This is a genomic window from Variovorax sp. P4_B11 (assembly GCF_056402355.1).
On sequence record NZ_JBFUHO010000109.1, the window covers coordinates 1 to 12,673 of the forward strand.

Sequence of the window (12,673 nt, forward strand, 5' to 3'; positions counted from 1 at the left end):
GCGTGGTGGCGCGCAGCAGCACCGGCGCCTGGCCGCGCCGGCCGCCGGCGACGCGGGCCGTGAGGCTCAGCCAGAGCCAGCCGAAGGAGGCCGGGAAGGCGCCGAGCGGCAGCGCCAGCCCGAGCAGCCACAGCAGCAGGGTGAGGAGGTGCAGCCCCAGCAGGCTGGCCAGCGCCACCACGACGTTGATCTGCCGCTGGCCGCCGCCGAGCACGTTGCCCGCCAGCGAAAGCCCGGCGATCACGATCAGCGCGACCAGGCCCAGCAGCACCCACGGCGCCCAGGCACGCGCCCGCGCCAGCTCGGCCTGCAGCCCGATGCGCTGCCCCAGCAGGCGTGCGCGTTCGAGGATGCGTCCGGCGGCATCGCCATGAAGGCGCATGGCTTGCCGCATCGCTTGCGCATCGTCGAGCGGCCCTGCCTCTTCGACCAGCTTCACCGACTCGGTGATGACCGCGTCCTGGAACGAAGAGGGCGGCGGCGCGACGGGATTCAACGGCTTCCTTCACAACGGGGCATGGCGCCGGCGCACCGGCGTGGAGCGCGAAATTATGCCCGGCGAAGCCGCGCCGGCGGCCCGCGAAAAACGGGGCCGCAAGCGACCCCGGCGGGCCCTCCGGCAGAGGGCGGAAGAAAAGAGGAACAGCTGCGGTCAGCGCAGGCCGAAGAAGGAAAGCACCGCGACCACGACCACGACCAGGCCGACGATGTAAATGATGGAATTCACGGTGGAAACTCCTCTTTGTTGAAGACGAATCCACTGTGGCAGCACGCGGTGGATCCGATGTCGGCGGCCGTCACGGCCCACTGTAGGACGCGCGAGTCAGACCGTCGACGGTTCCCGCAGGGCGCCGCTTTCTTCGTCGTCGCCATCCTCGTCCCCGTCACCGAGGAAGCCCCCGCTCTGGTGCGCCCAGAGCCGGGCGTAGAGGCCGCCCCTGGCCAGCAGCGTCTTGTGGTCGCCTTCCTCGACCACGCGGCCGTTGTCGAGCACGATCAGCCGGTCCATCGCCGCGATGGTGGAGAGGCGGTGCGCGATCGCGATCACGGTCTTGCCTTCCATCAGGCGGTACAGGCTGGCCTGGATCGCGGCCTCGACCTCGGAATCGAGCGCGCTGGTGGCTTCGTCGAGCAGCAGGATCGGCGCGTCCTTGAGCATCACGCGGGCGATCGCGATGCGCTGGCGCTGGCCGCCCGACAGCTTCACGCCGCGCTCGCCCACGTGCGCCTGGTAGCCGCGCCGGCCATTCGCATCGCCCAGCGTCTGGATGAAGTCGTGCGCCTCGGCGCGCTCGGCGGCGGCGCGGATCGCGGCCTCGCCGGCATCGGGCCGGCCGTAGGCGATGTTGTCGGCCACCGAGCGATGCATCAGCGAGGTGTCCTGCGTCACCATGCCGATGTGCGCGCGCAGGCTGTCCTGCGTGACGTGCGCGATGTCCTGGCCGTCGATCAGGATGCGGCCGCCCTCCAGGTCGTGGAAGCGCAGCAGCAGGTTCACCAAGGTCGACTTGCCGGCACCCGAGCGGCCGACCAGTCCGATCTTCTCGCCGGGCCTGACGCTGAGGCTCAGGTCGTCGATCACGCGGCGGCCGCCCTCGCCGTAGCGGAAGCTCGCATGCGCGAAGCGCACTTCGCCGCGCGGGACGTCGAGGGTCTTCGCGTCGGCGGCGTCGAGCACCGTGCGTGGCCGCGACAGCGTGTTCATGCCGTCCTGCACCGTGCCGATGTTCTCGAACAGGCTGGTCATCTCCCACATGATCCAGTGCGACATGCCCTGCAGCCGCAAGGCCATCGCGGTGGCGGCGGCCACCGCGCCGACGCCGACCGCGCCCTGCGACCAGAGCCACAGCGCCATGCCCGCCATGCCGGCGGTCAGGCCCATGCTCAGCGTGTGGTTGACGATCTCGAAGGCGCTCACGAGCCGCATCTGGGCATAGCCGGTGCCCATGAACTCCTTCATGGCCGAGCGCGCGAAGCCGGCCTCGCGCTGGGTGTGCGAGAACAGCTTGACGGTGGCGATGTTGGTGTAGGCGTCGGTCACGCGCCCGGTCATCGAGGCGCGTGCGTCGGCCTGCGCCTTGCCCACTTTGCCCAGGCGCGGCACGAAGAAGACCAGCGAGCCGATGTAGAGCGCCAGCCAGACCAGGAAGGGCAGCATCAGTTGGCGGTCGAGCACCGCCGCCAGCACGATCATGGTGGCGACGTAGACGACCATCGCGACCAGCACGTCGGCCAGCACGAAGATCGTCTCGCGCACCGCCAGCGCGGTCTGCATGACCTTGGCCGTGATGCGGCCGGCGAACTCGTCCTGGTAGAAGGCCATGCTCTGGCCGAGCATCAGGCGGTGGAAGTTCCAGCGCAGCCGCATCGGCAGGTTCACCGCCAGCGTCTGGTGCTTGACGATGGTCTGCAGCGCCACCACGCCGATGCTCGCGACCAGCGCGAAGCCGAGCCACATCAGCGTGGTGCCGCGCTCTTCCCAGAGGCGCGCGGGAACCTGGCCGCCGAGCCAGTCGACGATGCGTCCGAGCATCGCGAACAGCAGCGCCTCGAAGGCCGACATCGCGGCCGTCAGCAGCGCCATCGCGGCGATCTTGCCGCGCAGGCCACGGGTGCAGGCCCACAGGAAGGCGAGGAGGCCGCGCGGCGGCAGTTCGGGTTCGGCGACCGGGTAGGCGGGAAGCAGTTTTTCGAAGTAGCGGAACAAGGCGGGCGGTCTCCAAGGAGGCGTCACTGTAGCGGCGGGCAAGCGGCTGCGCACGCCAGGGGGCTTGCGCCGCGACGTTTCGTGGGGGCTACTCGGACGCGCCCAGGCGCTGGCCGACGAAGTCGATGAAGCTGCGCAGCTTGGGCGCCATGTACTGCCGGCTGGTGTAGACCGCGAACAGGGTCACCGCCGGTGCCTTGTAGTCCGGCACCAGCCGCAGCAGCCGGCCCTGCGCGAGGTCGTCATCGATCAGCCACTCAGGCAGGAAGGACATGCCGATGCCGGCCCGCACCGCATGCAGGGTCAGCGTGGTGTCGTCCGACTTCATCACCGGCCGCAGCCGCAGCGGCGCCTGGCGGCCCTTGCCGTCCTTGAGCGCCAGGCCCTCGATGCGCACGTAGCTCGGCACGATGGCGTCGAGCTTCGCCAGGTCGGCGGGCACGGCCGGCATGCCGGCGCGTTCGATGCAGGCGGGCGACGCGACCAGGTGAAACTGCAGCGTGCACAGCGGCCGTGCGATCAGGGCCGGCGAGAGCTCTTGCGCGGCCCGCAGCGCGAGGTCGTAGCCGTCGGCCGCGAGGTCGACCTTGCGGTTCTCCAGGTGCATGTCGACCAGCACCTCGGGACAGCGTTCCCGGTAGCCGGCCAGCACGGCAGCGAAGCGCGGGGTGGCGCACCACACGGGCGCGCTGACCTTGAGCTGGCCGCGCGGCACCTCGTTCTTCTGGCCGATCGCGTTCTCGGCGGCGTCGAGCAGGTCGAGCGCGCGGCGGCTCTGCTCGTACCAGGCCTGGCCGGCCTCGGTCAGGCTCAGGTGCCGGCTGGATCGATGCAGCAGGCGGGCGCCCAGCGATTTCTCGAGTTGCGCCACATGCTTGCTGGCCATCGGCGCCGAGATTGCGAGGCGCCCGGCGGCGGCGGCGAAACTGCCCGATTCCACCACCTCCCTGAAGACCCGAAGACTGGTCAGGCGGTCCATCGATGATTTCCTCCTGGGAAACGAATCGATGAATCCTAGCCTATCGATTTCTCTGTGGGAAATCCTTAGACTGGCGCTCAAGGAACATTCCATGCGCACCACTTCGACACTGCCCACCTATTTCATCTCGCACGGCGGCGGCCCCTGGCCCTGGATGAAGAAGGAGATGGGCCATGCCTACGACCGCCTCGAAGCCGCGCTGGCCGACATGCCGCGCCAGATCGGCCGCACGCCGGCTGCGATCCTCATGGTATCGGCGCATTGGGAGGAGCCCGCCTTCACCGTGATGGGCAACCCGCGCCCGCCGATGATCTACGACTATGGCGGCTTCCCTGCCCACACCTACCAGATCCACTACGACGCGCCCGGTTCCCCCGAGCTGGCGCGCCGCGTGCAGTCGCTGGTCGAGGCGGCCGGCCTGCCCGCTGCACTCGACGCCGAGCGCGGCTTCGACCACGGCACCTTCTCGCCGATGGCCGCGATCTACCCGAAGGCCGAGCTGCCGGTGGTGCAGCTGTCGCTGCGGCGCGGACTCGATCCGGCGGAGCACATCGCGCTGGGCCGTGCGATTGCGCCGTTGCGCGACGAGAACGTGCTGATCGTCGGCAGCGGCCTGAGCTATCACAACCTGCGCAACTTCGGTCCGCAGGCGCGCGATGTGTCGAAGGCCTTCGACGACTGGCTCGATGCGGCCATGGTTCGCAGCACGCCGCCGCAACGGGTCGAGCATCTGCTGCAATGGTCGGCGGCACCCGCGGCCCGGATCGCGCACCCGCGCGAGGAGCACCTGATCCCGTTGATGGTCGCGGTCGGTGCGGCAGAAGGCGAAGCGGGCGAGCGCATCTATCACGAGGATGCGTTCATGGGCGGGATCTCGGTGTCGAGCTTCCGCTTCGGGAAAGCGGCGGCCTGAAGCCGAGGTCGGGTGCGCGGCACAATCTGCCAGTGCCCTATTTCTCGACCTTCGATCCGCGGGCGGAAGCCGATGCGCTCGCGTTGATCGCGCGCATCGACGCGCTGTCCACCTCTCACGACGCCGAACACGACGGCGTGCGCGTGCGCTGGCGCTGCTTTGGCAGCGACGACACGCACCCGCCGCTGGTGCTGCTGCACGGCGGCCATGGCAGTTGGATGCACTGGCTGCGCAATGTCGAGGCGCTGTCGGCCTCGCACATGCTGTGGCTGCCCGACATGCCGGGCTTCAACGAATCCGACGCACCGTCGAAGCCGGCGGCCGGCCAGGCCGCGGTCGACCCGTTGCTCGAGGCGCTCTCCGGAACGCTCGACAGCCTGATTGGCGCGCAGACGGACATCGACCTCGGCGGCTTCTCGTTCGGCGGCCTGGTCGCGGCCAAGTTCGGCCAGCGCCGCGGGCATATCCGGCGCCTGGCCCTGGTGGGCAGCGGCGGCCACGGCACGCTGCGGCGCATGACGGTGGAGATGATCAACTGGCGCGCCGCCGAGGACCGCGACCAGGAGCGCGGTGCGCTGCTGCACAACCTGGCCGCCCTGATGCTGCACGACAAGGCGGCCATCGATGCGCTGGCCTTCGCGATCCACGACATCTCCTGCCACGGCACGCGCTTTCGCAGCAAGGAGGTCTCGCAGTCCGGCGGGCTGCAGGCCGCGCTCGATGCGATGGGTGGTCCGCAGCTGCTGCTCTGGGGCGAGCACGACGTGACGGCGGATTCGCGGCCCCTGGTGGCACAACTCGTCGCCGGTCATCCTGAGCGCGAAGGCGTGGTGATCGACGGCGCCGGGCATTGGGCTCAGTTCGAGCGGGCGGATGCGTTCAACGCGGCGCTGCTGAGCTTCCTGGATTGAAGAGGCTTAAAGAGGCAGCGAAGCCGCATTGCGCCGCCAGAACTCCGCGTCCGCAAACGTACCCGCACCGGCCGCCGCGTTGTCCGCCATGTGCTCGGGCCGGCTGGTACCGGGAATGGTGCAGGTCACGGCCGGGTGGCTCAGCACGAACTTGAGCAGCACCTGGGCCCAACTCGTACAGCCGATCTCGGCGGCCCAGGCGGGCAGGGGCTTGTCGCGCAGGCGGCGCAGCAATCCGCCGCCGCCGAAAGGCAGGTTGACGATCACCGCCACGCCGCGCTCGGCGGCCAGCGGCAGCAGGCGCCGGGCCGCTTCGCGCTCATCGATCGAGTAGTTGATCTGCAGGAAGTCGAGCTTCTCGGCGCGCAGCACCGCCTCGACCTCGGCGTAGGCCGAGGCCGTGTAGTGCGTGATGCCGATGGTGCGCACGCGGCCCTGGTCCTTCCAGCCGCGCAAGGTCTTGAGGTGGGTGCGCCAGTCGACCAGGTTGTGCACCTGCATCAGGTCGATGCGATCGGTGCGCAGGCGCTGGAAGGACTGCTCCATTTGGGCGATGCCGGCGTCGCGGCCGGAGGTCCAGACCTTGGTGGCGAGGAAGGCTTTGGCGCGCTGGTTGGAGGCGGCCAGCAAGTCGCCGGTCACGGCCTCGGAGCGGCCATACATCGGCGAGCTGTCGAGCACCGTGCCGCCGGCGGCGAACAGTGCATCGAGAACGCCGGGCAGCCGCTGGTATTCGGCGCTGCCGGGCGCGACGTCGAAGCCGATCCAGGTGCCGCAGCCCACCACGGGCAGGGCTTCGCGGGTGGCGGGGATGGGGCGGGTGTTCATGCGTCGGACTCCCGGGGACTGGGCGGCGGCGGGTCGCGGCAAGGCGGCGGAAAGCGAGAGCGCTGCGGCCAGGCGAAGCAGCTCGCCGCGGGTGAGGGTGGGCGAAGAAGGCACTCGGAATATGTACTCCATCGGCGCCAGGCGCGCTGGGGTGTCTGCTTTCCCCCGTACTTACAAAAATCTTCCACGATGGCTGAATACTGTATAAAAATACAGTCATTCAATTCATCATGGGCCTCCCTTCCCTCGACTCTTTTTCCTCTTCCGCGCGCCACGGGATGTGGCGTGCGGACGAGCTCGGCCTGGCCGATGCGCAGGTCGTCGGCACCGGCCATGCCGCGCTCGATGCGCAGCTGCCCGGCGGCGGCTGGCCGGTCGGGGCGATGACCGAGTTGCTGCAATCCGCCCCCGAGGCGCATGCGTGGCAGTTGCTGCTGCCCGCACTGGCCCGGGCCGTGCAGGGCGGCATCGGTCCGGTCGCGCTGATCGGCGCGCCGCACGAACCTTTCGGGCCTTCGCTGGCGGCCGGCGGCCTGCCGGTCGAATCGCTGCTGTGGATCCGCAGCGAAGCCTCGGCCGCGCGGCTCTGGGCCTGCGAGCAGGCGTTGCGCTGCGCCGACGTCGCCGCCGTGCTGGCCTGGCTGCCGCAGGCGCGGGTGGGCGAATTGCGGCGGCTGCAACTGGCGGCGGCCCAGCACGAATCGTTGCTGTTCGTCTTTCGGCCCGCATCCGTGGCGGCCTCCACCTCGCCGGCACGCCTGCGGCTGCAACTGGTGGCCGGCGAGCACGACCGCACGCAGATCGAGGTCCACATCCTCAAGCGCCGCGGTCCGCCGCTGGCCTCGCCGATCCGGCTGCCGGCACGCAGCCAGCGCATGACGGCGCTGCTCGCCGCGAGCCAGTTGCGGCGCAAGCTGCTGCGGCAGCAGGAGGGCGCCGCGCAAGAGGTCCAAGGCGCCACGGTGGTGCGCCTCGACTTCCAGCAGAGAAATCGACATGTACTGGATCGCATTGCAGTGGCAGCCTGACCCGCAAGTCGAGGCGCTTCCTCCTTCTCCCGAGGCGCTCGGCTGGTGGGCGCTGCAGTTCACGCCGCGCGTTGCCTGGGTCGACGAAGCGCTGCTGCTCGAGGTGTCGGCCTGCGAGCGCTTGTGGGGCGGGCGGCTCGGCCTGATGCGCCAGATCGCGCACCTCAATCCGGCGGCGCCGCAGCGCCTGCGGCAGGCGCAGGGCGCGACCAGCCTGGTCGCGCTCGCGCGGCTGCGGATGTTCGCGCGCGGCCAGCAGCCGTCGGCCGATCTGCCCGCAGGCCTGCCGCTCGACACGCTGAGCGCCGCGCGCGATCACCTCGACGTACTGGCGCATCTGGGCTGCCGCAGCTGGGGCGATGTGGCGGCGCTGCCGCGCGGCGGCCTCACGCGCCGTTTCGGCAAGGAACTGCGCGCGGCACTCGATGCGGCCTGGGGCCTGCGGCCCGAAAGCCATCGCTGGCTCACGCTGCCCGACGTGTTCGAGCAGAAGCTCGAACTGCCCGCGCTGGCCGAGGGTGCCAGCGAGCTCATGTGGTCGGCCAACCGCCTGCTCGCGGCGCTGCAGATCTGGCTGCGCGCGCGGCAGCGCGGCGCGGTGGCGCTCGAGCTGCAATGGACGCTCGACCTCAAGCGCTTCAACGGCGTCGACCTGCCACCGCACCAGCAGATCGTGGTGCGCACGGCAGAGCCGACCCAGGACATGGCGCACCTGCGCCGCCTGATGGCCGAGAAACTCGCGCTCGCCACGCTGGCCGCACCGGCGAGCTGGCTGCGCCTGCGCACCCTCGACACCACGCCCTGGGCCGGCGCCAGCACCAGCTTCCTGCCCGAGGACAACCGCAAGGGCGACAAGCTGCACGAACTGGTCGAGCGGCTCAGCGCGCGGCTCGGTCCGCAGCAGGTGCTGCGCGCGGTGGCACAGGCCGATCACCGGCCGGAGCGCCGCCAGGCCTGGCAGCCGGCGCTGCGCACGGCGGGCAAGGCCGTGGCGGCCCCGGCGCCATCCCCGGCCGACGCGATCTATCCGGCGTGGCTGCTGCCCGAACCCCTGCGCCTCGAGATGGACGGCGAGCGTCCCTGCTGGCGCGGACCGCTGCGCAAGCTGATCGGACCCCAGCGGGTCGAGGCCGGCTGGTGGGGCGGCGTGGGGGAGGGCGGCCATCCCGCGGTGCGCGACTACTACGTCGCCGAGAGCCCCGAAGCCGGCCTGGTCTGGATCTTTCGCGAGCGTCCGAGCACTTGTTCGGTGCGCTGGTACCTGCAAGGCCTCTATGCCTGACATGTGGCTCGCCCCCAGGTTGCCCCGCACTTCGTGTCGGGGCGCCCACCCCCTACCGGGGGCGCAGTCGGCGGCCCGGCGAAGCCGGTTCCGTGACTGCCCACCAACAGGCGCGCTGCGCGCAGCCGACAAACAAACACAGCGCCGGTTTCCCCCGGCCGGCGCAGCCGGGCCCGTCGGTGAAACACCGCGGAACCGGCTTTGCCGGGCCGCTGGTGTTGCCCCCGGTAGGGGGTGGGCGGGCTACACGCAGTGAGCCCAACCTGGGGGCGAGCCATGAAATACGCAGAGCTGCATTGCCTGACCAACTTCAGCTTCCAGCGCGGCGCCTCCACGCCGGAGGAACTGGTCGAGCGCGCCTACCAGCTCGGCTATGCGGCACTCGCGATCACCGACGAGTGCTCGGTGGCCGGCGTGGTGCGGGCCTATGTGGGCTTGCGCGATCTGCCCGCCAAGCTCGATGCCTACGAGCGCGAGCATCCCGAGGAGCAGCCGATCCCGCGCCACCCGGATTTCCGGCTGCTGTTCGGCAGCGAGTTCCGCTTCGAGCGATTCCGGCTGGTGGTCATCGCCAACGACACCGAAGGCTGGGGCAACCTCTGCGAATTCATCACCGCGGCGCGCAACACCGAGTTGCCCAAGGGCGAGTACCGCGTGAGCTGGGACGGCAGCGACGTGGCCTCGCTGCAGCACTGCGAGATTCTCTTCGTGCCGGATCGCAAGCCCGGCGAGGCGGTCGACGCCGACGCGCTGCACGGCGACCTGATGGCCGCCAGGTCGTTGTTCGACGGCAATCTCTGGCTGGCCCTGGAACTGCTCAACGAACTCGACGACGACCTCTGGTTCGTCGCGCTGGTCGAGGCGGGCCGGCGTGCCGGCGTGCCGCTGGTGGCGGCCGGCGACGTCCACATGCATTCGCGCAAGCGCAAGCCGCTGCACGACGTGCTGACCGCGGTGCGCGAAGGAAAGACCGTGGCCGAATGCGGCTTTGCATTGCAGTCCAACGCCGAGCGCTATCTGCGGCCGCGCGTGCGGCTGGCCGGGCTCTATGCGGCCGAGATGCTCGCCAACACCCTGGTCGTGGCCGATCGCTGCCGCTTCGATCCCAAGGTGATCCGCGAGAACTACAAGTACCCGCTCGAAAGCCTGGGCATCGACGAGACACCGGCGCAGACGCTGGCGCGCAAGACCTGGGAAGGGGCGAGCGAGAGATATCCCTCGGGTATTCCTGAAAAGGTTCGCCTCCAGGTCCAGCGCGAGCTCGAACTGATCCATGAACTCGAGTACGAGATGTTCTTTCTCACGGTCGAAGACATCGTGCGCTTCGCGCGCTCCCAGGACATTCTTTGCCAGGGCCGCGGCTCCTCGGCCAACTCGGCGGTCTGCTACTGCCTGGGCATCACTGCGATCGATCCCGACAAGGGTCACCTGCTGTTCGAGCGCTTCCTGAGCCGCCATCGCCAGGAGCCGCCCGACATCGACGTCGACTTCGAACACCAGCGGCGCGAAGAGGTCATCCAGTACATCTACGAGAAATACGGCCGCGAACGGGCCGCCATCGCCGCGGTCGTGATCTGCTATCGCTCGCGCAGTGCGTTGCGCGACGTCGGCAAGGCGCTCGGCATCGATGCGCGGCTGGTCGACGAGTTCGCCAAGGACCACTACTGGTTCGACGAGACCGTGCTCGGCGAGCAGTTGCAGGCGGCGGCCGAGCGCGCCGGCGTGCAGGAGGACGCGCTCAAGCTGCGGCAGTGGATCGATCTCACGTGCGCCCTCAAGGGCTTCCCGCGCCACCTGAGCCAGCACGTCGGCGGCTTCGTGCTGACCCACACCCGGCTCACGCGGCTGGTGCCGGTCGAGAAGGCCTCGATGAAGGACCGCTCGGTCATCCAGTGGGAGAAGGACGACCTCGAGGCGATCGGCATGCTCAAGGTCGACGTGCTCGCGCTCGGCATGCTGAGCGCCATCCGTCGCGGGCTTGACCTGATGAATCGCTGGCGCGGAACGACGCTGGAGATGCACCAGGTGCCGAACGACGATCCCAAGGTGTTCGAGATGATCTGCGACGCCGACACCGTCGGTGTGTTCCAGATCGAGAGCCGGGCCCAGATGTCGATGCTGCCGCGCCTCAAGCCCCGCACCTATGAAGACCTGGTGATCGAGGTCGCGATCGTGCGGCCCGGGCCGATCCAGGGCGGCATGGTGCATCCCTATCTGAAGCAGCGCGAGCGAGTGGGCAAGGGGCTGCCGATCCGTTACGAGAAGGAAGAGCTGAGGCCTGCGCTGGAGCGCACGCTGGGCGTGCCGATCTTCCAGGAGCAGGTGATGCAGATCGCGATGATCGCGGCCGAATTCACGGCCGACGAGGCCGATCAATTGCGGCGGGCCATGGCCGCCTGGAAGCGCAAGGGCGGCCTCGAGAAATTTCACAGGAAGCTCGTGGACGGAATGGTTCATCGAGATTACCCGCCCGCCTTCGCCGAAGCGATCTTCAAGCAGATCCTCGGCTTCGGCGACTACGGCTTTCCCGAAAGCCATGCGGCCAGCTTCGCGCTGCTGGTCTGTGTCAGTGCCTGGCTCAAGCGCCACGAGCCCGCCTGCTTCCTGGCCGCGCTGCTCGATGCCCAGCCGATGGGCTTCTACAGCCCTTCGCAGCTGGTGCAGGATGCGCGCCGCCATGGCGTCGAGGTGCGGCCGGTCGATGTCACGGCCAGCGACATGGACAGCACGACCGAAACGCGCGCCCCCGATGCGCCGCGTGCGCCGCCCGGCACCGATGCGCGCCATGCCGAACGGCTGGGCAACGCGAACCAGCCGGCCGTGCGCCTGGGCCTGAAACGCGTCGGCAGCCTCAGCAAGGCCGGCGCCGAGCGCTTGCTCGAGGCGCGCGCCCAGGCGCCATTCACCAGCACCGAAGACCTGGCACTGCGCGCCGAGCTCGACGCCAGGGACATGGCGGCGCTGGCCGCGGCCGATGCCCTGATGTCGCTCTCGGGCCATCGCCGGCAGCAGGTGTGGGATGCGACCGCGCAGCGCCGGGCACCGGCCTTGCTCAAGGGCGTGCCGATCGACGAGCCTGCGCTGCGATTGCCCGCGGCGTCCGAAGGCGAGGAGATCGTCGGCGACTACGCCTCGCTCGGCCTCACGCTGCGCCGCCATCCGCTGGCGCTGCTGCGTTCGCGGCTGGCGCGCATGCAACTCATGAGCGCGGAGCAGCTGCGCCCGCTGCCCAGCGGCCAGACCGTGCGGGCCTGCGGCATCGTCAAGGGCCGCCAGCGGCCGCAGACCGCCAACGGCACGATCTTCGTCACGCTCGAGGACGAGACCGGCAACGTCAACGTGATCGTCTGGAGCCACGTGGTCGAAGCCTGGCGCGAGCCGCTGCTCAAGTCGCAGCTGCTGGCGGTGCAGGGCACCTGGCAGCGCGACGTCGACAGCGGCGGCGAGGTGCGCCACCTGGTGGCGACCGGCTTCAGGGACCTCACGCCGCTGCTGGGACGGCTGGCGCAGAGCAACACGAGCCGTGACTTCCACTGACATCCGGGGTCGCATCCGACGCTGTCCCAGGCCGCGATATTCATGCGCAGGAAGCATCAATATGCGGCGCCGATTTCATCGGGGGGAAGAGGCGTTGCGGACATAGCATCGATGCACGGAGTGCAATGATGATCGCGAACATTCAAGGCCCGGAATTCGATGCCATCGGCGAGTCTTTCCAGCGCAGCGTCGAGCACAGGTACCGCGACTGGGACCTGTGCGCCAACCTCGCCCATTGGGCCAGCGTGGCGGCGGGTGTCGCGATGATGGTGGCCGCCGGATTGGATCTGTTCTAGCAGAGACCCGGATACGCCGTGGGGTTTCGTCATCGAAGCGCTTTTCGCTAACCTGTCGCCATGACCGCATCCGCCTTGCAGCGCGCCGGCGCCGGCACGCCCATCGGGCCGCCGCCGCCGGCACCCGACCTCCCGACGCCACCCTCGACGTCGCCGCCGCCCGCGCCCGTGGTGGACCCGCCACCGTCGGAC

Annotated in this window: 9 protein-coding genes and 1 pseudogene; 6 read left to right on the top strand and 4 right to left on the bottom strand. The window is 69.6% G+C overall.

The genetic code is table 11. From position 1 onward, the window contains the following. The 3 genes and pseudogenes from AC1DYD_RS40015 to AC1DYD_RS40025 form a co-directional block, all read right to left on the bottom strand. Positions 1-496, bottom strand: a pseudogene (locus AC1DYD_RS40015) (DUF2868 domain-containing protein); the annotation flags it as partial. Between the two features lie 327 nt (positions 497-823). Continuing rightward, on the bottom strand, positions 824-2,707 hold the full coding sequence (locus AC1DYD_RS40020; RefSeq protein WP_478178266.1) for an ABC transporter ATP-binding protein: 1,884 nt from the start codon (positions 2,705-2,707) through the stop codon (positions 824-826). 88 nt (positions 2,708-2,795) lie between these two features. Beyond that, entirely contained in the window at positions 2,796-3,686 is an 891-nt protein-coding gene (locus AC1DYD_RS40025; protein ID WP_478178267.1) for a LysR family transcriptional regulator, read from the bottom strand. A gap of 91 nt (positions 3,687-3,777) precedes the next feature. Here AC1DYD_RS40025 and AC1DYD_RS40030 point away from each other — a divergent pair, with 91 nt between their 5' ends. Beyond that, entirely contained in the window at positions 3,778-4,599 is an 822-nt protein-coding gene (locus AC1DYD_RS40030; RefSeq protein ID WP_478178268.1) for a DODA-type extradiol aromatic ring-opening family dioxygenase, read from the top strand. Positions 4,600-4,631: 32 nt separating this feature from the next. Next, positions 4,632-5,510, top strand: coding sequence for an alpha/beta fold hydrolase (locus AC1DYD_RS40035; protein WP_478178269.1), 879 nt, complete (start codon positions 4,632-4,634; stop codon positions 5,508-5,510). A gap of 6 nt (positions 5,511-5,516) precedes the next feature. Here the strand turns inward: AC1DYD_RS40035 and AC1DYD_RS40040 are convergent, their stop codons facing one another. Continuing rightward, positions 5,517-6,470 (bottom strand): aldo/keto reductase, encoded by a 954-nt coding sequence (locus tag AC1DYD_RS40040; protein WP_478178270.1) that lies wholly within the window; start codon positions 6,468-6,470, stop codon positions 5,517-5,519. A 98-nt stretch (positions 6,471-6,568) separates the two neighbouring features. On the opposite strand from AC1DYD_RS40040, the gene imuA reads away from it, so the two are divergent. The 4 genes from imuA to AC1DYD_RS40060 all read left to right on the top strand — a co-directional run bounded on the left by imuA (position 6,569) and on the right by AC1DYD_RS40060 (position 12,481). After that, positions 6,569-7,366, top strand: a complete 798-nt coding sequence (imuA, locus tag AC1DYD_RS40045; RefSeq protein ID WP_478178271.1) for a translesion DNA synthesis-associated protein ImuA — start codon at positions 6,569-6,571, stop codon at positions 7,364-7,366. Continuing rightward, complete coding sequence (locus tag AC1DYD_RS40050; protein ID WP_478178272.1) at positions 7,335-8,648, top strand: DNA polymerase Y subunit UmuC family protein; 1,314 nt, start codon at positions 7,335-7,337, stop codon at positions 8,646-8,648. Before imuA ends, AC1DYD_RS40050 begins: the two co-directional genes overlap by 32 nt. Before the next feature lie 276 nt (positions 8,649-8,924). Continuing rightward, positions 8,925-12,185 carry an error-prone DNA polymerase gene (locus AC1DYD_RS40055; RefSeq protein ID WP_478178273.1) on the top strand — a complete coding sequence of 1,087 codons (3,261 nt, stop codon included), beginning with the start codon at positions 8,925-8,927 and terminating at the stop codon, positions 12,183-12,185. 128 nt (positions 12,186-12,313) lie between these two features. Next, the gene (locus AC1DYD_RS40060) at positions 12,314-12,481 is read left to right on the top strand and encodes a hypothetical protein (RefSeq protein WP_478178274.1); all 168 of its coding nucleotides are present in this window, start codon (positions 12,314-12,316) and stop codon (positions 12,479-12,481) included. Positions 12,482-12,673 lie beyond the last annotated feature (192 nt).